Below are 20,636 nucleotides of genomic sequence, written 5' to 3' on the forward strand. Positions count from 1 at the left end.
ACCGCAGGAGGGCGTCCCATGAAGTTCCGTCATTCACTGCAGTTGCTGGTCGTGGCCGTGGCCATCCTGCAACTGGTCCAGGTGGCCCATGCAGAGGCCTTCGTCTGCAGGGCCAACATCACCACCGGCGACGGGCGCCACAAGGCGGTCTCCGGTTGGATGCACGCCGACTCCGCCGCGCTGGCCGACCAGGCCTGGCGGGAGCGGGTGCATGGCCAGCACCGTCCGCGCCAGATCGCCTCCACCCGCTGCACCCCGGTCGCCGCACCCCCCCGCCGCTGAAGGCTTCCCGGGCAGGCGGCGGATGCGCTGCGCCGCTGATTGGAGGCTTTTGCCGCACTGCGGTACCCTGTGCCGCTTTGCCGCCGCACTTGTGTGTTCCATGACCAGCGTCGAACCAAACGCCTACGATCCGCAGCAGGTTGAATCCGCCGCCCAGCAGTACTGGGACGGCACCCGTGCCTTCGAAGTCAACGAGACCTCGGAGAAGCCGAAGTACTTCTGCCTGTCTATGCTGCCGTACCCGTCCGGGGCGCTGCACATGGGCCATGTGCGCAACTACACCATCGGTGACGTGATCAGCCGCTACAAGCGGATGACCGGGCATAACGTGCTGCAGCCGATGGGCTGGGACGCCTTCGGCCTGCCGGCCGAGAACGCCGCGATCAAGAACAAGACCGCACCGGCCAAGTGGACCTACAAGAACATCGATCACATGCGCACCCAGCTGAAATCGCTGGGCTATGCGATCGACTGGTCACGCGAGTTCGCCACCTGCCGCCCGGATTACTACGTCCACGAGCAGCGCATGTTCACCCGCCTGATGCGCAAGGGCCTGGCGTACCGTCGCAACGCGGTGGTGAACTGGGATCCGGTGGATCAGACCGTGCTGGCCAACGAACAGGTCATCGACGGGCGCGGCTGGCGTTCCGGCGCGCTGGTTGAAAAGCGCGAGATCCCCCAGTGGTTCCTGCGCATCACCGATTACGCCCAAGAACTGCTGGACGGCCTGGACGAGCTGCCGGGCTGGCCGGAATCGGTCAAGACCATGCAGCGCAACTGGATCGGCCGGTCCGAAGGCCTGGAAATCCAGTTCGCGGTGCGCGACGTGGACGGCAGTCCGCTGGACCCGCTGCGGGTGTTCACCACCCGTCCGGACACGGTGATGGGCGTGACCTTTGTGTCGATCGCCGCCGAGCATCCGCTGGCCCTGCATGCGGCGAAGACCAATCCGGCGCTGGCCGAGCTGCTGGGCGGCCTGAAGCAGGGCGGTGTGTCCGAAGCCGAGCTGGAAACCCAGGAAAAGCGGGGCATGGACACGGGCCTGAAGGCTGTCCATCCGGTCACCGGTGAAGAGGTCCCGGTGTGGGTCGCCAACTTCGTGCTGATGGGCTACGGCACCGGTGCGGTGATGGCCGTCCCCGGCCATGACCAGCGCGACAATGAGTTCGCCAACAAGTACGCGCTGCCGATCCGCCAGGTCATCGCGCTGAAGGCACCGCGCAAGGACGAGGGCGCCTACGATTCCGCCCGCTGGCAGGACTGGTACAGCGACAAGACCCGTGAGACCGAGCTGGTCAACTCCGCCGAGTTCGATGGCCTGGATTTCCAGGGCGCGTTCGAGGCACTGGCCGAGCGTTTCGAGCGCAAGGCGCAGGGCCAGCGTCGGGTCAACTACCGCCTGCGCGACTGGGGCGTGAGCCGCCAGCGCTACTGGGGCTGCCCGATTCCGGTGATCTACTGCGAAAAATGTGGTGCAGTACCGGTGCCGGAAGAACAACTGCCGGTCGTGCTGCCTGAAAACGTGGCCTTCGCCGGCACCGGTTCGCCGATCAAGACCGATCCGGAATGGCGCAAGACCACCTGCCCGGAGTGCGGCGCCGCCGCCGAGCGCGAGACCGATACCTTCGATACCTTCATGGAATCGAGCTGGTACTACGCGCGTTACACCTCGCCCGGCGCGCGCGACGCGGTCGACAAGCGGGGCAATTACTGGCTGCCGGTGGACCAGTACATCGGCGGCATCGAGCACGCGATCCTGCACCTGATGTATTTCCGCTTCTATCACAAGCTGTTGCGTGACGCGCGGATGGTGGACAGCAACGAGCCGGCGCAGAACCTGCTGTGCCAGGGCATGGTGATCGCCGAGACCTACTTCCGCCCGAACCCGGACGGCAGCAAGGATTGGATCAACCCGGCGGACGTGGCGGTGGTGCGCGACGACCGCGGCCGCATCACCGGCGCCACGCTGATCGCCGACGGCTTACCGGTGGAGATCGGCGGCACCGAAAAGATGTCCAAGTCGAAGAACAACGGCGTGGACCCGCAGACCATGGTCGGCAAGTACGGCGCCGATACGGTGCGTCTGTTCTCCATGTTCGCTGCGCCGCCGGAACAGTCGCTGGAGTGGAACGAGGCCGGCGTGGATGGCATGGCCCGCTTCCTGCGCCGCCTGTGGGTACAGGTGCACAAGCATGCCGGCGAAGGCGCTGCCGCCGCGCTGGACGTGGCGGCGCTGGACGCCGGGCAGAAAGCCCTGCGCCGCAAGACCCACGAGACCATCGGCAAGGTCGGTGACGACTACGGGCGCCGCCACAGCTTCAACACCGCGATCGCGGCGGTGATGGAGCTGATGAACGCCCTGGCGAAGTTCGACGACAGCAGCGTGCAGGGCCGTGCGGTACGCCACGAGGCGCTGCAGGCCATCGTACTGATGCTCAATCCGATCACCCCGCATGCCAGCCATGCGCTGTGGCAGGTGCTGGGCCACGGTGAGACGCTGCTGGAAGACCAGGTCTTCCCGCAGGCCGATCCGGCGGCGCTGGTCCGCGACGCGCTGACCCTGGCGGTGCAGGTGAACGGCAAGCTGCGTGGCACGATCGAGGTCGCCGCCGAGGCGGCGCGTGAGCAGATCGAGGCGCTGGCACTGGCCGAACCGAACGCGGCCAAGTTCATGGACGGCTTTACCGTGCGCAAGATCATCATCGTGCCCGGCAAGATCGTGAACATCGTGGTCGGCTGATCGCGGGACGGGCGGTGACGGCCCTTGGGTCGTCATCGCGCGTGCCGGCGTCAGAATATCAATCCCCATTCACGCATCATCGGGCAGGCTATGTTGCCGCAACTGCCCGGCTACTACAGACTGTGCCCATGACCCGAATCCTGCTCGCGCTTCTCTTTGCCCTCGGCCTGGCCGGTTGCGGTTTCCACATGCGCAACAAGCTGATGTTGCCGGCCGATACGGCGGCGGTGAAGGTCGTCTCCAGCACGCCCTACAGCGAACTGGCCAAGCTGCTGCGACGCAGCCTGCTGGCATCGGGCGCCGAACTGGCCGACGAGGATTCCAAGGCACCGGCTGCACAGCTGCAGGTCCTGTCCGAGCGCTGGGGCGACCTGCCCATCGCGATCGACGCGCAGGGCCGTGCACAGGAGTTCAGCCTGCGCTACGCGGTGATCTTCATCTTCCGCCGTGAAGATGGCAGCGAACTGGTGCCGCAGCAGGTGATCGAATTGTCGCGGGACTACGTGTCGCCGCCGACCGACGCCACCGGTACCACGACCGAGCGTGAGATCCTGGCTGACGAACTGCGCCGCGAAATGTCGGCGTCGATCATCCGCCGCATCGACAGCGTGGTGCGTAATGAACTGCGCGAAGGCCGCAGCCTGTCCGCCCCGGTGGATGGTGTGGTGGTTCCGGCCGGTCCCGCGCCGGCGGGCGTGCCGGCCATCCAGACCACCGTGCCGACGGCCAAGCCCGCACCCGAACCGGCCACCCGGCCGGTGCAGGACTGAGCCGGCCCCGGCATGGAACTGCGCCCGGAGCAGTTGGCCAGTGCAGCTGGCGGGCAGCCGCTGGCGCCGGTCTACCTGGTCGCCGGGCCGGAGACTCTGCGCGTGCTGGAAGCCGCCGACGCCGTACGCAGCCGCGCACGGGCCGAGGGCATCAGCGAGCGTGAAGTGTTCGACGCCGATGGCCGCGATTTCGATTGGGGCAGGCTGGAGGCGGGCTTCAATGCGCCCAGCCTGTTCAGTGCGAGACGGTTGATCGAAGTGCGCTTGCCCAACGGCAAGCCGGGCAAGGAGGGGGCGCAGGTCATCAGTGATTTCTGCGCGTCCCCACCGCCGGACGTGGTGCTGTTGATCACCACCAACGAGTGGAGCAAATCACATCAGGGCAAGTGGGCCGATGCCGTGGGCCGTGCCGGGGTCATTTCCGTGGCATGGGCGATCAAGCCGCACGAGCTGCCCGACTGGATCGAGCGCCGGCTGCGCAGCAAGGGCCTGCGCGCGGATCCGCAGGCGGTGCAGCGACTGGCCGAGCGCGTGGAAGGCAACCTGTTGGCTGCGGCCCAGGAAATCGACAAGCTGGCGCTGCTGGTGGACGGTGGCGACGTGCTGGATGTTGAAAAGATGGATGCGCTGGTCGCCGACGCGGCTCGCTACGACGTGTTCCGGTTGGTGGAGTCCACGTTCTCCGGCCAGCCCAAGGCTGTGCTGCGCATGGTCGCTGGCCTGCGTGCGGAGGGTGAAGCGGTGGCGGCGCTGATGCCGATCGTCATCCGTGAGCTGCTGGCGGGAGCGGGCCTGGCACAGGTGCAGGCACGCGGTGGCAACCTGGCGGCGGAGATGAAATCCCGCGGCATCTGGGAATCGCGGCAGGCGCCCTACAAGCGTGCGCTCCAGCGCCATCCCGAGGCCAAGCGGTGGGAGCGGTTCGTGGCTGAAGCGGGCCTGGTCGACCGTATCGCAAAGGGGCGGGCCGACGGCGATGCCTGGCTCGCGCTGGAGCGTCTGCTGGTGGCCGTGTCCGAGGCGCGTGCGGTGCGTCTGCTCGCCCGCGCCTGACCCATGGCGAAGGGCCTGCGCCTTTATTACGGCGGCACGTTCGACCCGGTTCACCTGGGTCATCTGGCCATTGCCCGCGCTGCGCGCGACGAGTTACAGGTCAGCGTGCGCCTGCTGCCGTCCGCGGATCCTCCGCATCGGGCAGCGCCGGGTGCCACGGCCGTCCAGCGATGCGAGATGCTGCAGTTGGCGCTGGCCGACGAACCCGGGCTGCAGCTGGACCGGCTGGAACTGGAGCGCGCCGCGCGCACGCCGGGTGTGCCCTCCTATACGTTCGATACGCTGTCCGGCCTGCGCGCCGAGGTCGGCCCGGAGTGCCCGCTGGCGTGGCTGGTGGGGGCCGACAGCCTGTTGTCGCTGGCCACGTGGCACCGGTGGCGCGAGCTGCTGGACCTGGCCCATTTCATCGTGGCCGAACGCCCTGGCAGTCCGCTGCCGGAGGTGGTGGCCGGCGAGCTCGGCCAGGCGTTGCAGGGACGCTGGACCGACCGGGGCCAGGACCTGGCAGCTGCCGCGGCCGGTCGGGTACTGCGCCTGCATCAGCCCCTGCGCGGCGAGTCGGCCAGCGCGGTGCGGACGCAGATTGCCCGTGGCGGGGCAGGGCGCGATCTGCTGCCGCCGGCCGTGGCCGATTACATCGCCGCCAACGGCCTGTACCGTACTGCCGGACGGTAAGGTCCGGCCTGCTGGACTGCCAGCTGAACATCGCCATGAATGGCACGCCGCTGCTGTGGCCGTATAATCCCCCTTACGTTTATCGAGTCGACCCGCTTTGAGCAACCAGCCCGAAACCCAGTCCCAACCCCAGACCATCAAGGTCGATCTGCCCAGCCCGCCGCCCTCCGTGGAGCAGCTGCTGGCCTGTGTCATGGAAGCCACGGAAGAGCTGAAGGCCAAGGACGTGGTGACCATCGACGTGCGCGGCAAGTCCAGCGTCGCCGATTACTTCGTGATCGCGTCGGGTACGTCCTCACGCCACGTCAAATCCATCGCCGAAGAAGTTGTGCGCTTCGCCAAGAAAATCGACCAGATGCCGCTGGGCACCGAGGGCGAGCGCGAAGCCGAATGGGTGCTGGTGGACCTGGGCGACGTCGTCGTCCACGTCATGCTGCCGCGCATGCGCGAGCTGTATGCGCTCGAGCGCCTGTGGACGGTCGGTGACCAGCCGTCTTCGCGCGACGAGATTGAAGACGAAGTCTGAGCGGTCCTGCCGCGTTGACGTTGCACTCTGACGGCGCCGATGGCGCCGTTGGACGTTATGAGGAGCCAGGATGAAAGCACGCCTGATCGCGACCGGTGAACGTGCCCCCAGTTGGGTGGCGCAGGGCTTTGCCGAGTATCAGAAACGTCTGTCGCATTGGCTGCCGTTTGATCTCGTGGAGATCGAGCCGGGCCTGCGCGGCAAAGGGCGCGACGCGCGCCGCGCCACCGATGACGAGGGCAAGCGGGTGATTGCCGCGCTGCCAAAAAATGCCTATGTGGTTGCGCTGGATGTGCCGGGCAAGCAGCTCAGTTCAGAGCAGCTGGCGCAGCGCCTGGAGCACTGGCGCGGGAAGGGGAGGGACCTGGCGTTTCTTATCGGTGGGCCGGAAGGCCACTCCGCCGAAGTGTCCGCATTGGCCGATGAAAAGTGGTCGATCGGACCGCTGACCTTGCCGCACATGCTGGTCAGGCTGGTGGTGGCCGAACAGCTGTATCGCGCGGCCGCGATGTTGGCCAATCACCCCTACCATCGCGCGTGAAGAGTCGTTATACTGGTCGTCTGCCCGAATAGCTCAGCCGGTTAGAGCACTTGACTGTTAATCAGGGGGTCGTTGGTTCGAGTCCAACTTCGGGCGCCATTTTGAAAACCTGCATCGTGAGATGCAGGTTTTTTTTTGCCTGGTCGGATGCGCGGGGGAAGCGCATGCCACTTTTTAAAATACTGTATGGCGTTCGTGGGGGCATCATTGTTCTGATGAAGCACTCCCTCGGAGAGGTGATTTCGATGACTCCTTTCATCGCTGTGGCCACCACTGTTGCCCTTGTCGCCGCGTGCTCATCAGACGTTCTCGCGGCCGAACCGACGCCGGGCCACGACAACGCTCCCGCGTTGATGGCATGCCCACCGGCAGCCCGGGTGCACGTGCACGACGGTCGCTACCACGCACGCGAGACGCTGGGCGGCTGGGAGGGCGAATGGCTGTCGCCGGCGCGGCCATCGGGCGCCGTATCCCGCCTGGAACGCGTACTCCTCTATACACAAGGCGCGGAAACCAACGCCATCGTGGTCAACTGCACCTATGGCCTGATGTCGGGACATGAAATCGACCTCGCCTACCAGCCGGACGGCTCGGAAGGGCGGCTCGGCAACCTTTACGTTGATGTGGAAAACAAGGGCGAGTGGCTGCTTGATCCCGACGACGCGGCCGGAGACGCGTTCAGGGAGTGCACTCCTTCTTCCGCATCGCGCGCCTGCCGTTTCTTCCCGATACGCTATGGTCGCTAGCGATCCAGCGGCGGGTGCCTGACGGCGCTTTCCCGCCTGACTCGTGGCATGCTGCGTCCATCCCTTGGCCGGAGCGTCACGATGGGCGAGATCATGACAGCGGTGGTCGTCTTTGCCTGCCTGTGCGCGGCCTCGATCGGGATGATGTTCCTGTATCCCCGCTTGTCGGCCCGGCATCGCGATGACGAGACCAATACCGTCCTTCGGCTGGTCGCCAACATCTTCGTGGTGATGACCTCGCTGGTGTTCGGCCTGTTGATCAATTCCTCGAAGAACACCTTCGAGACCATCGATACCACCGTGCACGCGTTTTCGACCAGCCTGATCATGTTCGATCGGGCACTGCGCACGTATGGTGCGGAAACCGATGAAACCCGTACGCGGCTGATCGAATACATCGAACTGGCGATTGCCGATCCCGCGCGTGGCGATGACGCGCTGTCGCATCGGCGGAGCCCGGCGGCGAACGCACTGGATCAGGTCGGGGGTGCACTGGACCGCATCGCACCGTCTGACCGTTTCCACGAAGGCCTGCTGGCCGACGCACGCCAGCAGTACCAGACGGTGGTGCGCCAGCGCTGGAGCATCGTCGAGCAATCCGAAGCCAGTGTGCCGCGGTTGATCATCTGGATGCTGATGGCCTGGATGACGCTGATCTACGGCAGCTTCGGCTACCGCGCCCCACGCAATCCGATGGTGGTCGGCGTGTTCGTGGTGTCTGCTGCCCTGATCGCCGTTTCCGTCTACTTCGTGCTGGACATGAGCGTGCCGTTCGACGGCCCGATCCAGGTATCGGACGCACCGCTGCGCAGGGCGCTGGCGCAGATCCAGTAGCGCCGAGCCACGCTCGGCGGAGCGCGTCCCCGTTCGCGTGCGTGCAGACGCAAAGCCACCGAAGTGCGTCACCGCGCTGTAGCGCCGAGCCACGCTCGGCGGAGCGCGTCACCGTTCGCGGGCGTGCAGACGCAAAGCCGCCGAGCACGGCGCGACCGTCACACATTGAAAAAGGCCCGGGCGCGTGGCCCGGGCCTTTTCATTCAAGCGACAGCCTTCCCTCAATTGAACGTGCCCTTCGCCCCCACGGTGAAGTAACGTCCGATCGCGCCGCTGAAGTGCAGCGGGTTGTAGTTGATGCCGCCGTAGGTGGCCGGATCCAGCGGGGCGGTGCGGTCGAACACGTTGGCCACCGAACCGAAGATCTCCATGCTGTCGGCCACCTTCCAGTTGGCGGACAGATCGAAGGTGGTGAACGAGGCCAGCGAGCAGTTGCCCGGGGCCGGACTGCCATCGGCACGGAAGTTCAAGCAGTCGTCTTCTTTGGTACCGCCGGTCTCAGCCAGATTGTCGATCGCGCTGATGTAGTTGACGATGCCGCTGACCGACCAGTCGTGGTAGTTCCAGGTAGCGCCGAAGTTGATGCGGTCCTTCGGCGTGCCGATGCAGTTGGTCACGTCGCAGTTGCCATGCGTGCCCGCGTACTCGTGCGTGGTGCCGCCCTCGGTCCGCTCGAACTTGCTGGTGTGGCTCCACTGCAGGTCCAGCCGCAGATCACCCGCGTTACCCAGCGGAATGTCCTGGCGGATGTCCGTATCGATACCCTCGACCTTCGACGCACTGGCATTTACGTAATTGGTGTTGATGGCCAGGATCGAGCCGGTCCCCGGCACGCCATTGAGCAGATCGGTATCGCGCAGCACGTTGCCCGATGCAATGGCGTCGGCCGTAGAGCCCTGTGCGATTTCGTTGCTGCGCTTGATCCGCCAGGCATCCACGGTGATCGAGGTGGTGCGGGTCGGCTGCAGCACGATGCCGACCGAGTAGCTCTTGGACTCTTCAGCTTCCAGGTCCGGGTTCGGCCGGGTGATGATCGCAACAGGCTGCTGGCCGCAGTCGTCCTGCGTGCCGCCCGGTGCCGGGTTGCCGCCCGGGCAGCGGACCGGATCGAGTGCGTTGGAGAACGCGGCCAGGCCGCCATCTCCGTTCTCGGCCGGGTTCGGTGCACGGAAGCCTTCGGCGTAGGTGCCGCGCAGGGCAAACCACTCGGCCGGCGTCCACTTGAAGCCGACCTTCGGGGTCACCGAGTCGTCACCGCTTTCGTATTTGTCGTAGCGTGCGGCGGCCGTCAACTCCAGCGATTCCAGCACCGGCGCTGCAAGCTCCGCGTAGCCGGCGTAAACGTTCTGGGTGCCGTCATAGGCCGAGTAGCCCAAGCCGATGATGTCGCCCACATCGGTGTAGGTCTGCGGCGTGAGGCTGTTGGTGGTGCGACGCCATTCGGTACCGATGGCCAGGCCGAGTGGGCCACCTGCCAGGTCCATCAGCGAGCGGTTCACCTTGAAATCGAACATGTCCAGGCTGCTCTTGGCGTTGGCCTGGATGGTCGGCGAGATGTAGTCGTACAGGCTTTGCGGATTCGCATCCGATCCGGCGCCGATGTTCCAGGTGCCGGCCGGGCAGGCCAGGTCACCGAGCACGCACTGGACCGCGCTGTAGCGCAGGAAACCATCGCGCTTGTTCACCAGGTTGGTCGACGAGTGCAGATAGCCGGTGTCGTAGCTCCACTCGCCCCAGGTGCCCTTGACCCCGGCCAGGAAGCGGATGAACTCGTTCTTGTTGTTGGTCACCCGTGGACCGACGTCGAAGGCGTTGTAGCGTACGCGCACCGGCGTGGCATACGGGTTGTCCGGGTGGCCAACAGCGAGCACGGTGGCACCGGGGCCGCTGTTCGCGTTGACGGGGCCGCCCTGGAACCCCCAGGCGCCGGATACGTTGGAGGGCGTGTTGTTGAAGGTGGTTTCCTTGCTCGAGTAGCCCATCTCCACGTACGCCTCGGCGCTGTCGTTGAAGGCGAAGGTCGCGCGGCTGAAGACGTTGACGTACTTCTCTTCCGGGCTGAGATCACGGAAGTTGGCCATGTCCCACAGGCAGCCGCCACCCGGATCCTGCGGGCTGACATCGGAGAACTGGGCGCAGCCAGGCAGTGATTCCAGCAGCCCGGTGGTCGGGTTGAAGATGCTGCCGGCCGGTGAGTTGCCGCCGCCGCTGCCGTTGCCGGTGATCGCGCCGCCGAGGAACTGGCTGCCGCCGGCGCTGTAGCCCCAACGACGCAGATCGCCGGTGCCGATCCAGTCACGGTTGCGGCGGTCGCTGACCCGGATGCCGTCGGTCTTGCCGACGTCCAGACTGAAGAACGCATTCCACCCGTCGGTGGACAGGTTGCCGGTACCGGCCGTCAGCGTCGCCTTCTTCGCATCGCCGTCGCTGTCGCCGGATAGACCATACGACCCACGCAGGATCACGCCCTCGAAGTCACTGCGCAGGATGATGTTGACCACGCCGGCAATCGCATCGGACCCGTAGGTAGCGGACGCGCCGTCTTTCAGCACCTCCACGCGCTCCACCGCATCCAGCGGAATGGTGCTCAGGTCGGTGAACACCTTCTGGCCGTCATCGGCCAGGCCGTAGGTGGCCATGCGGCGGCCATTGAGCAGCACCAGGGTGGAGCCGGCGCCGAGACCGCGCAGCGAGATGCCTGCACCGCCGCCAGCGAACCCATTGCCGAAGGTCTTGGGGATGGAACCAGAGCCATCCGAGGTGAGGGTCTGCAGGTACTCCGCAACCGTGGTCTTGCCGGTGCGGTCGATTTCCTGGCGGGTGACCACCTGGACCGGCGATGGGGTTTCGGTGTCGGTGCGGGGGATGTTCGAGCCGGTGACCGTGACACGGTCCAGGTTGGTGGCCTGCTCCTGCGCGAAGGCGCTGGGAGAGACGGCTGCGGCCAGCAGCAGTGCGCCGCCGGTCAGGATGTGGGTGATGGAGGCGGCAAGCGGGGTGCGGCGGGTGGCGGGGCAACGGGTCGGATGATTCACAGCTCTCTCCTGACTGGGAAACCTTGATGGCGTCGTTCGACCGCGGGCCCCCTTGCCCCGCGATGGCGTCAATCTAGGTTCGTATCAGGTGATGCAAGAGTGAAATTTTGCTTAATTCGCACCGCTCTGTGATCTGCGTCAAACGGTGCGGCCGGGGCAGGGCACGCCTGCCCCGGCGATCGGCTTACTGCGGCAGCGAGAAATCAATGGGGACCAGGCCCACGGACGCCGTCGCCACGCCATCGCGCATCGACGGTTCGAACGTCCAGCGACGCAGCACCTGCTGGCGCGCCGCAGTGTCCAGCGCACGCGAGCCGCTGCTGCGCTCGATCGTCACGCGTGTGGGCTGACCCTTCGCATCCACCTCCACGCGCAGCAGTACCGTGCCCTGCTCCTGGTTGCGCAGGGCAGCGATCGGATACGACGGCGGCGGCGCGCTGCGATAGCTCAGGTAGGCGCCGGCACCGCCCATGGCGGGCGCCTCGGTCGATGACGGGACGGCCTGTGGCGCAGCGACTGCGGACGTGGACGCGGACGCGGGCAGCGCAAGCACCGGTGCCTGATCGATGACCGCAGGGGGCAAGGGCAGCGGCGTCGGTAGCGGCTGCACGCTCGTCTGCGGCGGCACCACCGCCACCGGATCTGCAGGTGGCACGGGCGTGGGCGGCAGCGGCTTTTCCGGCGTGATCCAGCGGATCTGTGGCGCCTCGCGCGGAAGCGGCAGGGCGACGTAGGCGGCGGGGATGATCAGCAGCAGAAAGGCCAGCAGATGCAGTGCGATTGCCGCACTCCAGGCGGTGATCCTGACCGGATCGACGTGTTGCGGTACAGCCGGATATGCACGAACCATGATCCACCTCCATGCGGGACAGCGAGGGAACATCGTCTTGCCGGCCGGTGCCGGTGATGCAGGAATAGCGCGCTGAGCAGCCTGTGCCCAGTGGGCGCGCAGGCAGCGTTTGGCTACGGGTCAGGCAGCGGAGCGGTGGGGTGTCCGGGCAGGTCCTCTTCGCGGGGGCGACGAGGACCCGCCTGGATCACGGCATCAGCGTCCGAGTTCGAACACGACGTCCAGGTTCACCGAGACGGTGGTCTCACCTGCGGCTACCGGCGTGCTCATGTCCGCGGCCATCGGGGCGGCCTGCGCGCGCATCATCACCGGGCGGAAACCGCCGCCACTGCTTTCGGAAATGCTGACGATGCGACGGACCTGCAGCCCCAATGACTTGGCATAGGTCTGCGCGCGAGCCTGCGCTTTCTTCAGCGCGGCCAGGCGGGCTTCGTCATAGACCGGTTCCGGCTGGTCGATCTCGAAGCTCGGCCCGTTGATCTGGTTGGCGCCCTGCGCCGCCAGTCCGTCGAGTACCTTGCCCAGCTTGGCGATGTCACGGACCTTCAGGCTGACCGTGTTGCTGGCCTGGTAGCCGGTGATCTTCGGCGCTTCGTTTTCGGCATAGCGGTACTGCGGGCTCAGGTTCACGCCGCTGGTCTGCACGTCGCGCTCGGCGATACCGGCCGCTTTGATCGCAGCAAGCACTTTGTCCATCTTCTGCGCGTTCTCGCGCATGGCACTGTTGCCGTCGACGGCCTGGGTGACGACGCCGGCCGACAGGGTGGCCACGTCAGGTACCCGGCTGGCTTCGGCATTGGCGGACACGTTGAGCAGGGTGCCTTCCACCGGCGCGATGGCAGGGGCCGGTACGGCGGCGTTTGCGGTCACGGAAGCTCCCAGGGCGAGGGACAGGGCGAGCAGAAGCGGGGAAAGAGCAGGGCGACGCATGGTGATCTCCTTGAAGGCCATCGAGGTTGCTGGCGTAGGGATGAACGCGTTGTGAGCCGGAACGGGGTTGCCGGTTTTCCCGCCGTGTTGCCGACGATTCAGGCGCTGCGCGCAGGGTATGCTGTGTGGATGCTCTATCTTGCCTCCCGCTCTCCCCGCCGCAGTGAATTGCTTGCCCGCCTTGGCCGCCCGTTCCAGTCCTTGGACCTGGACGTGCCTGAAGTGCGTCTGGCCGGCGAAAGCCCGCATGATTATGTGCTGCGGGTGGCCACCGACAAGGCCCGCGCGGGCCTGCTCGCGGTAGCCGGGACGGATCCGCGCGCCCAGGTGCTGGGATCAGACACCGAAGTCGTGTTGGGCGAGCGGGTGTTCGGCAAGCCGACCGACGCCGACGATGCCGCCGCGATGCTGCGTGCGTTGTCCGGCCGCAGCCACCAGGTGATGACCGCCGTGGTGCTGGTCGACGCGCAGGGCGTGCACGCTGACGTGGTGGTGTCGGAGGTTCGCTTCGCCACGCTGGACGATGTCTCCATCGCAGCCTATGTGGCCACCGGCGAGCCGATCGGCAAGGCCGGTGCCTACGCCATCCAGGGGGAAGCAGAGCGCTTCATCACCCATCTGGCCGGGAGCTATTCCGGCGTGATGGGATTACCGCTGTACCAGACCGACCGGTTGCTTGCCGGTGCCGGCTTGCCTTCCCACCCTGTTGCCGCCACGGAGGCTGCCGTACATGTCTGAAGAAATACTGGTCAACGTAACTCCCCGCGAAACCCGGGTAGCGGTGATCGAGAACGGCATGCTGCAGGAGCTGCATATCGAGCGCGGCTGGCGGCGCGGTGTGGTCGGCAACATCTACAAGGGCAAAGTGCAGCGGGTCATGCCCGGCATGCAGGCCGCGTTCGTCGAAGTGGGACTGGACCGCGCTGCGTTCCTGCATGCCAACGACGTGGTGCGGCCGGCGCCCGTTGCCAGCCCGGATACCGATGGCACCACGCTGCCGCCGCCATCGTCCGTGCCGATTGTCGAGCTGCTGCGCGACGGCCAGGACATCGTGGTCCAGGTAGTGAAGGATCCCATCGGCACCAAGGGCGCGCGCCTGACCACGCAGATCAGCATTCCATCGCGCTACATGGTGCTGCTGCCGCAGTCCAAGGTGGTCGGTGTCTCGGCGCGGATCGAAGACGAAACCGAGCGGGCGCGGCTGAAGACGCTGGTGACCGAGCTGTCAGCGCAGCACGGCGGCTACGGCTATATCGTGCGCACCAATGCCGAAGGCCAGCCTGCCGAGGCCATCGCCGAAGACGTGGCCTACCTGTCGCGCGTCTGGAACGTGGTCGAGCGCCGTGGCCGCGAGGCCGCATCGTGCAGCGTGATCTATGAAGACCTGAGCCTGCCGTTGCGGTCGGTACGCGACCTGATCCGCAAGGACGTGGACAAGGTAAAGGTCGATTCCAAGGAAACGTTCGTCCAGCTGCAGGCGTTCGTCGCCAAGTACATGCCGGTGCTGGCTGAAAAGCTGGAGCTGTATGCCGGCGACCGTCCGATCTTCGACATGTTCGGGGTGGAGGACGAGATCGGCCGCGCGCTGGACAAGCAGGTGCCGCTGAAGTCCGGGGGCTACCTGGTGATCGACCAGACCGAGGCGATGACCACCATCGACGTCAACACCGGTTCGTTCGTCGGCCAGCGCAATCTGGAAGAAACCGTGTACCGCACCAATCTGGAGGCGGCCCAGGCCGTGGCCAGGCAGCTGCGGCTGCGCAACCTGGGCGGCATCATCATCATCGACTTCATCGACATGGTGGATGCCGAGCATCGTCGTCAGGTGCTGCGCACGCTGGAAAAGGCGTTGGCGCGCGACCACGCCAAGACCACGGTCTATGATTTCTCGCCGTTGGGCCTGGTGGAGATGACCCGCAAGCGCACCGTGGAGAGCCTGGAGCGCCAGCTTTCCGAGACGTGCCCGCAGTGCAGTGGCCGCGGCAGCATCAAGACCACCGAAACGGTGACCTACGAGATCTTCCGCGAGATCACCCGCGCGGTGCGTCAGTTCGAAGCGGCGCGCCTGCTGGTGATCGCTTCGTCGAAGGTCGTGGCGCGGATCACCGATGAAGAATCCACGGCAGTCGCCGAGCTGGAGGAATTCCTCGGCAAGAGCATCAGCTTCCAGGCTGACGACCAGTACCTGCAGGAACAGTTCGATGTGGTCCTGCTCTGATCCAATCCGGCCGGTTGCCGGCCAAGGCCGATGAGCGCGCCGCCGCGCCTGCGACTGCGAAGGATCCGCCGTCTTGCCCTGTACGCGCTCGCCATCACCCTGGTGGTGGTGGCGTTGCTGGTGGGTACCCTCAGCCAGCTGTTGCCGCTGGTTGAGCGTAATCCCGACAAAGTTTCTGCGTGGTTGAGCACGCGTGCCGGGCAGCCGGTGCGCTTCGATGCGTTGAAAGCGCAGTGGACCCGCCGCGGGCCGCTGCTGCAGTTGGATGGACTGCGTATCGGCGCCGGCGAAGGCCTGCGCATCGGCCAGGCCGAGGTGCAGGTGGCGATGTATGCCGGCCTGTTGCCGGGCCGATCTTTGACCGAGCTGCGCCTGCGTGGCCTGGCGCTGACCCTGCAGCGGGCCGATGACGGGCGCTGGAGCGTGCGTGGATTGCCGGCAGCGAAAGCCGGCGACCCGCTGGACGGCCTGCGTCGGCTTGGGGAACTGCAGGTGGAGCAGGGTCGCCTGACCATCGAGGCACCATCGATAGGCCTGCAGACAACCTTGCCGCGCCTGGATCTGCGCCTTCGGGTGGACGCTGATCGGTTGCGCGTTGGCGTGCGGGCCTGGGCGCAAGCCGATGCGCTGCCATTGGCGGCAGTACTGGATGTAGATCGTCGCGCCGGCAATGGCGAGGCGTGGCTGGGCGGCGATCCGGTAGACCTGCAGGCCTGGTCGCCGCTGCTGTCCGGTGCCGGCGTACAGCTGTTGCAGGGCCGCGGCGAGCTCAACGCCTGGGTGGCACTGCGTGATTTCCGCCCGGTGATGGTCACCACGGACTCGGATCTGTCCGGACTGCGGCTTGCCGGCACGCCGACGGCCCACGTGGCCAAGCCCACGTTGGACATCGAGCGCCTGCAGGTACGTGCGCGCTGGCGTTACAGCGCCGGTGGCTGGCGGGCGGAAGCCCCACGCCTGCGGGTGCGGGCGGAAGATCGTGAGCAGGTACTGGATGGACTGCTGATCGGTGCAGGACAGCACACCGCGCTGGTGGCCAACAACATAGACGGCAACGTGCTGCTGCGGGGCCTGGCGCTGACCGACCGGGTGGATGCCGGCCTGCGCGACTGGCTGTACCGCGCCCATCCCCAGCTGCGCGTGCGCCAACTGCAGGCACGCGGTGAGCGCAACGGTCCGTTGTGGGTGCAGGGCGACCTCGACACATTGGCGTTTTCCAGCGTGGATGGGGGCCCCGGCCTGGTCGGTATCGGCGGCCGGTTCCAAGGCGATGCCGAAGGGTTCTCGTTGCAGTTGCAGTCCCGACAGCAGATGCAGCTGGACTGGCCAAAGGGATTCGGCGTGCGCCACGACGTGCGACTCGCCGGTGAGATCGTCGGTTGGCATGACGAAGCGGGCGGTTGGCGGGTCGGCACGCCGGCGCTGCGCGTGCAGGGCACCGATTACGCTGCCGATGTCCGTGGAGCATTGTGGTTCCAGGGCGACGGCACGCGGCCGTGGATGCAGCTGGCAGCGAAGATCGACGATGTCCCGATGACCGCCGCCAAGCGCTTCTGGATCCGTTCGAGGATGAGCGAGCATGCCCGTGACTGGCTGGACACCGCGTTGCAGGCGGGTCGCGTGCGCAACGGTATCGGCCTGGTGGCCGGCGACCTGGACGACTGGCCGTTCGACCGCAACAACGGGCGCTTCGAAGCGACCGGACATATTGAAGACGGCACCATCCGCTTCCAGAAAAGCTGGCCCGACATGACCGCCGTGGATGCGGACATCGCCTTCATTGGCCCCGGCTTCTCGCTGACGGGACGTGGTGATCTGGCGGGCGTGAACGTGGATGCGATGCAGGCAGGCATCGAAGATTTCGGCGAGACGCCGCTGTACGTGCGCGCGCAGAGCCGCAGTGAGTCCAGCAAGCTGCTGGCGATGCTGCGTCGCAGCCCGCTGCACGCGCAGTACGGTGACACGCTGGATGCGCTGAGCGTGAGTGGCCCCGCCGCGGTGGACTTCGATCTGCTGCAGCCGTTGCGTGCGGGTCAGCCGGGGCACCTGAAGGGCAGCGTGACGCTGGAGGGCGTGAAGCTGGCCGACAAGCGCTATGCGCTGGATTTTGACGACGTGCGCGGGGTGGCCCAGTACGCCGGCGGCGGTTTCGGTGCCGACAACCTGGCGGTTCGTCACCTGGGCGCAGCGGGCACGCTGAGCCTGCGCGCGGGCGGCTTCGTGCGCGATCCGCAACTGGCCTTCGAATCGCAGCTGGACGCCAACCTGGATGCCGGCGTGCTGCTGGATCGGGCGCCGGAGATGGCCTGGCTGAAGCCGTACATCACCGGCCGCTCGAACTGGACGATCGGCGTGGACATGCCGAAGGCCGTCGCCGCTGCCGCCACTGGCGGTGCGCCGGCACCGGTGCCGCCCGCACGGTTGCACCTGCAGTCGGACCTGGTGGGCACGGTGCTGAGCTTTCCCGCGCCGCTGGACAAGCCCGCCGGTGAAGCGCTCGATACGCGCGTGGCTGCGCAGCTGCCGATGGGCGATGGCCGCATCGAGGTGGCGTTCGGTGACCGTCTCGCCTTGGCCGCGCGCACCCACCAGGGCCAGACCGGCGTGCAGGTCACGCTGGGCAGCGCACGGGTCGACCGGGATCCGCCCGCCAGCGGCTTGGCGGTGAACGGCCGCAGCGGGTCGCTGGACGCATTGGAGTGGATCGGACTGGCACGGGGTTCGGCTGCAGACAGCAGCGGTGGGGCAGGCAATGACCCCATGCCGCTGCGCTCGGTGGATGTGCAGGTGGCGCAGTTGCTGCTGATCGGCGGGGTGTTCGAACAGACGCGACTGCAGTTGCGGCCGACCCTGGAATTCCTAGATGTGCGTCTGGATGGCCCTTCGCTGGCCGGCCAGTTGCAGGTGCCCAGCGCCCGCGGCGGCACCATCAGTGGCGCCTTGCAACGCGTGCATTGGAAATCGCTGCCGGGCCCGGTGCAGCCCCGTCCGCGCGACGGTGCGCCGATCGTGATGCCCGACGGGGAGGTGATGGCCGCGCGGGTGCAGGCCACGGCCAACGACACCGATCCGGCCGGCATCCCGCCGTTGTCGCTGGACATCGCCGACCTGCAGTTCGGCAAGATCACGTTGGGCCAGGCGACACTGCGCACCCAGCCGGTGGCGAATGGACTGCGCGTGCAGCAGCTGGATTTCCGCTCACCCAAGCAGGCCATCGACGTGCGCGGCGACTGGCTGGGCAAAGGGCCCGCAGCGCGTACCGCGCTGACCGCGCAGGTGCGCAGCGAAGACCTCGGTGACCTGCTGCGTGACCTGGACTACGGCGGCCAGCTGCGCGGCGGCCAGGGCCGCATCGACCTGCAGGCCGGCTGGCAGGGCGGTCCCTCTGATTTCCAGCTGGGCAACCTGCAGGGCACGATGACCGTCGATGCGCGCAATGGCCAGCTGTTGGAACTGGAGCCCGGCGCCGGGCGCGTGCTGGGCCTGCTCAGCATCACCCAGCTGCCGCGGCGGCTGATGCTGGACTTCCGCGACTTCTTCTCCAAGGGCTTCGCCTTCAACCAGATCGGCGGCACGCTGGCCTTCGCGGACGGGTCGGCCACCACCGACAAGGTGATGATCGAAGGGCCGGCGGCAAACATCCGCATCCGCGGCCGGACCGACCTGCGCAACCAGCAGTTCGACCAGACCATCGATGTCAATCCGCGCTCGGGCAACCTGCTGACCGTCGTCGGTGCGGTGGCCGGCGGCCCGGTGGGCGCCGCGCTGGGCGCGGCCACCAATGCGGTGCTGTCCAAGCCGCTGGGCGAGATCGGTGCCAAGACCTACCGGGTAACCGGGCCGTGGAAAGAGCCCAAGGTGGACGTGGTGGAGCGTGATGCCGCCGCGCCTCCGCCGCCCAAGCCGAAGGCGCGCTGAGCGCCTTCCTCCCTCACAACGGCGGCGCGGTGGCTTGCCAATGCCGCCATCCGCCCCCAGATTGAAGCCCATGACCGATAACGCCCTGACCCTCGCTACCGACCGCCTGCTGCAGCCCGCCGGGCTGGATGCCGGCCTCCTGGAAAACACCTTCGGCCACCTGCTGGGCCCGGGCATCGACTTTGGTGACCTGTATTTCCAGCATGCCCGCCGCGAAAGCTGGAGCGTGGAAGACGGCATCGTCAAGGACGGTGCGCATTCCATCGAGCAAGGCGTCGGCGTGCGCGCGATTTCCGGTGAGAAGACCGGCTTCGCCTACTCCGATGACATCCACCGCGACGCATTGTCCAGTGCAGCGCAGTCCGCGCGCGCGATTTCGCGCGAGGGCGGGGCGCAGACCGGCAAGTCGCTGCTGCGCGGCGATGCGCGCGCGCTGTACCCCGCGCTGGATCCGGTGGACAGCCTGGGCAACGAAGCCAAGGTGGAGGTGCTGAAGCGGTTGGACAGCTACCTGCGCGCGGCCGACCCACGGGTGAAGCAGGTCACCGTCAGCCTGTCCGGCGGCGTGGACACCGTGCTGATCGCCCGCAGCGACGGCGTGCTGGGGGCGGATATCCGCCCGCTGGTACGCTTGAACGTGCAGGTGATCGTGGAGCAGGGCGGTCGCCGCGAATCCGGTTATTCCGGCGGTGGCGGTCGCTACGACTACACCGAGCTGTTCGCCAATGGCCGCCCGGAAGCCTTTGCCCGCGAAGCGCTGCGGCAGGCCTTGGTGAACCTGGAGGCCGTACCGGCCCCGGCAGGCGTGATGCCGGTGGTGCTGGGTCCGGGCTGGCCCGGTGTGCTGCTGCACGAAGCCGTGGGTCATGGGCTGGAAGGTGACTTCAACCGCAAGGGCACCAGCGTGTACGCCGGTCGCCTGGGTGAGCGCGTTGCATCGCCCGGGGTGACCATCGTCGACGATGGCACGCTGGAAGGTCGCCGTGGCTCGCTCAACATCGACGATGAGGGCCAGCGGACGCAGTGCACCACGCTGATCGAAGACGGCATCCTGGTCGGCTACATGCAGGACTCGCTCAACGCGCGGCTGATGGGCATGGCGCCGACCGGCAACGGCCGCCGCGAGTCCTTCGCGCACCTGACGATGCCGCGCATGACCAATACCTACATGCGCGCCGGTCAGCACGACCCGCAGGAAATGATCCGTTCGGTGAAGAAGGGCCTGTACGCGGTCAATTTCGGCGGTGGCCAGGTCGATATCACCAGCGGCAAGTATGTGTTCACCGCGACCGAGGCTTACCTGATCGAAGACGGCCGCATCACCGCCCCGGTGAAGGGCGCCACGATCATCGGCAACGGTCCGGAGACCATGCAGAAGGTGCGGATGATCGGCAACGATCTGGCACTGGATGCAGGCGTCGGCATCTGCGGCAAGGACGGCCAGAGTGTGCCGGTAGGCGTGGGCCAGCCCTCGCTGCTGATCGACGGACTCACTGTGGGTGGCACCCAGGCGTGATG

16 protein-coding genes and 1 tRNA gene are annotated in these 20,636 nt (G+C 66.8%); 14 read left to right on the top strand and 3 right to left on the bottom strand.

Annotated elements, in window-relative coordinates; all coding sequences use genetic code 11:
* Positions 1 to 18 precede the first annotated feature (18 nt).
* The 10 genes from ICJ04_RS06130 (at position 19) to ICJ04_RS06175 (ending at position 8,167) form a co-directional block, all read left to right on the top strand.
* Positions 19 to 282: a hypothetical protein gene (locus ICJ04_RS06130; protein ID WP_188326647.1), complete on the top strand. Its 264-nt coding sequence runs from the start codon at positions 19 to 21 to the stop codon at positions 280 to 282.
* A gap of 100 nt (positions 283 to 382) precedes the next feature.
* Positions 383 to 3,022 (top strand): leucine--tRNA ligase, encoded by a 2,640-nt coding sequence (gene leuS / locus ICJ04_RS06135; protein WP_188326648.1) that lies wholly within the window; start codon positions 383 to 385, stop codon positions 3,020 to 3,022.
* Positions 3,023 to 3,150: 128 nt separating this feature from the next.
* The gene (gene lptE / locus ICJ04_RS06140; protein WP_188326649.1) at positions 3,151 to 3,792 is read left to right on the top strand and encodes an LPS assembly lipoprotein LptE; all 642 of its coding nucleotides are present in this window, start codon (positions 3,151 to 3,153) and stop codon (positions 3,790 to 3,792) included.
* Between the two features lie 12 nt (positions 3,793 to 3,804).
* Complete coding sequence (holA, locus tag ICJ04_RS06145) at positions 3,805 to 4,845, top strand: DNA polymerase III subunit delta (RefSeq protein WP_188326650.1); 1,041 nt, start codon at positions 3,805 to 3,807, stop codon at positions 4,843 to 4,845.
* 3 nt (positions 4,846 to 4,848) lie between these two features.
* A complete protein-coding gene (gene nadD / locus ICJ04_RS06150; RefSeq protein ID WP_188326651.1) occupies positions 4,849 to 5,520 on the top strand; it encodes a nicotinate-nucleotide adenylyltransferase in 672 nt (223 codons plus the stop codon).
* A gap of 97 nt (positions 5,521 to 5,617) precedes the next feature.
* Positions 5,618 to 6,046: a ribosome silencing factor gene (gene rsfS / locus ICJ04_RS06155; RefSeq protein ID WP_188326652.1), complete on the top strand. Its 429-nt coding sequence runs from the start codon at positions 5,618 to 5,620 to the stop codon at positions 6,044 to 6,046.
* Positions 6,047 to 6,116: 70 nt separating this feature from the next.
* Complete coding sequence (gene rlmH, locus ICJ04_RS06160; protein WP_188326653.1) at positions 6,117 to 6,587, top strand: 23S rRNA (pseudouridine(1915)-N(3))-methyltransferase RlmH; 471 nt, start codon at positions 6,117 to 6,119, stop codon at positions 6,585 to 6,587.
* A 22-nt stretch (positions 6,588 to 6,609) separates the two neighbouring features.
* Positions 6,610 to 6,686 (top strand) — tRNA-Asn (locus ICJ04_RS06165).
* Between the two features lie 116 nt (positions 6,687 to 6,802).
* Positions 6,803 to 7,333 (top strand): DUF3757 domain-containing protein, encoded by a 531-nt coding sequence (locus ICJ04_RS06170; protein WP_188326654.1) that lies wholly within the window; start codon positions 6,803 to 6,805, stop codon positions 7,331 to 7,333.
* Positions 7,334 to 7,414: 81 nt separating this feature from the next.
* On the top strand, positions 7,415 to 8,167 hold the full coding sequence (locus tag ICJ04_RS06175; protein WP_188326655.1) for a hypothetical protein: 753 nt from the start codon (positions 7,415 to 7,417) through the stop codon (positions 8,165 to 8,167).
* A 221-nt stretch (positions 8,168 to 8,388) separates the two neighbouring features.
* Here ICJ04_RS06175 and ICJ04_RS06180 read toward each other — a convergent pair whose 3' ends face one another.
* The 3 genes from ICJ04_RS06180 to ICJ04_RS06190 form a co-directional block, all read right to left on the bottom strand.
* A complete protein-coding gene (locus ICJ04_RS06180) occupies positions 8,389 to 11,202 on the bottom strand; it encodes a TonB-dependent receptor (RefSeq protein ID WP_188326656.1) in 2,814 nt (937 codons plus the stop codon).
* Positions 11,203 to 11,386: 184 nt separating this feature from the next.
* Positions 11,387 to 12,052: an energy transducer TonB gene (locus ICJ04_RS06185; protein WP_188326657.1), complete on the bottom strand. Its 666-nt coding sequence runs from the start codon at positions 12,050 to 12,052 to the stop codon at positions 11,387 to 11,389.
* A 195-nt stretch (positions 12,053 to 12,247) separates the two neighbouring features.
* Positions 12,248 to 12,982: an SIMPL domain-containing protein gene (locus tag ICJ04_RS06190; protein ID WP_188326658.1), complete on the bottom strand. Its 735-nt coding sequence runs from the start codon at positions 12,980 to 12,982 to the stop codon at positions 12,248 to 12,250.
* A 129-nt stretch (positions 12,983 to 13,111) separates the two neighbouring features.
* Between ICJ04_RS06190 and ICJ04_RS06195 the strand changes: the two genes are divergently transcribed.
* The 4 genes from ICJ04_RS06195 to tldD all read left to right on the top strand — a co-directional run bounded on the left by ICJ04_RS06195 (position 13,112) and on the right by tldD (position 20,634).
* Positions 13,112 to 13,720 carry a Maf family nucleotide pyrophosphatase gene (locus ICJ04_RS06195; protein ID WP_188327223.1) on the top strand — a complete coding sequence of 203 codons (609 nt, stop codon included), beginning with the start codon at positions 13,112 to 13,114 and terminating at the stop codon, positions 13,718 to 13,720.
* Complete coding sequence (gene rng / locus ICJ04_RS06200) at positions 13,713 to 15,200, top strand: ribonuclease G (protein ID WP_188326659.1); 1,488 nt, start codon at positions 13,713 to 13,715, stop codon at positions 15,198 to 15,200. Before ICJ04_RS06195 ends, rng begins: the two co-directional genes overlap by 8 nt.
* A gap of 30 nt (positions 15,201 to 15,230) precedes the next feature.
* A complete protein-coding gene (locus tag ICJ04_RS06205) occupies positions 15,231 to 19,118 on the top strand; it encodes a YhdP family protein (protein WP_188326660.1) in 3,888 nt (1,295 codons plus the stop codon).
* Positions 19,119 to 19,188: 70 nt separating this feature from the next.
* A complete protein-coding gene (gene tldD, locus ICJ04_RS06210) occupies positions 19,189 to 20,634 on the top strand; it encodes a metalloprotease TldD (RefSeq protein ID WP_188326661.1) in 1,446 nt (481 codons plus the stop codon).
* Positions 20,635 to 20,636 lie beyond the last annotated feature (2 nt).

The organism is Stenotrophomonas sp. 169 (genome assembly GCF_014621775.1).
Taxonomy (GTDB): domain Bacteria; phylum Pseudomonadota; class Gammaproteobacteria; order Xanthomonadales; family Xanthomonadaceae; genus Stenotrophomonas.

Coding starts and splice junctions, on each gene's coding strand:
- tldD (WP_188326661.1), top strand. CDS start 19,189: ATGACCGATAACGCCCTGACCCTCGCTACCGACCGCCTGCTGCAGCCC.
- ICJ04_RS06195 (WP_188327223.1), top strand. CDS start 13,112: ATGCTCTATCTTGCCTCCCGCTCTCCCCGCCGCAGTGAATTGCTTGCC.
- ICJ04_RS06185 (WP_188326657.1), bottom strand. CDS start 12,052: ATGGTTCGTGCATATCCGGCTGTACCGCAACACGTCGATCCGGTCAGG.
- lptE (WP_188326649.1), top strand. CDS start 3,151: ATGACCCGAATCCTGCTCGCGCTTCTCTTTGCCCTCGGCCTGGCCGGT.
- rlmH (WP_188326653.1), top strand. CDS start 6,117: ATGAAAGCACGCCTGATCGCGACCGGTGAACGTGCCCCCAGTTGGGTG.
- nadD (WP_188326651.1), top strand. CDS start 4,849: ATGGCGAAGGGCCTGCGCCTTTATTACGGCGGCACGTTCGACCCGGTT.
- ICJ04_RS06170 (WP_188326654.1), top strand. CDS start 6,803: ATGAAGCACTCCCTCGGAGAGGTGATTTCGATGACTCCTTTCATCGCT.
- leuS (WP_188326648.1), top strand. CDS start 383: ATGACCAGCGTCGAACCAAACGCCTACGATCCGCAGCAGGTTGAATCC.
- rng (WP_188326659.1), top strand. CDS start 13,713: ATGTCTGAAGAAATACTGGTCAACGTAACTCCCCGCGAAACCCGGGTA.
- ICJ04_RS06190 (WP_188326658.1), bottom strand. CDS start 12,982: ATGCGTCGCCCTGCTCTTTCCCCGCTTCTGCTCGCCCTGTCCCTCGCC.
- ICJ04_RS06175 (WP_188326655.1), top strand. CDS start 7,415: ATGGGCGAGATCATGACAGCGGTGGTCGTCTTTGCCTGCCTGTGCGCG.
- ICJ04_RS06130 (WP_188326647.1), top strand. CDS start 19: ATGAAGTTCCGTCATTCACTGCAGTTGCTGGTCGTGGCCGTGGCCATC.
- holA (WP_188326650.1), top strand. CDS start 3,805: ATGGAACTGCGCCCGGAGCAGTTGGCCAGTGCAGCTGGCGGGCAGCCG.
- ICJ04_RS06205 (WP_188326660.1), top strand. CDS start 15,231: ATGAGCGCGCCGCCGCGCCTGCGACTGCGAAGGATCCGCCGTCTTGCC.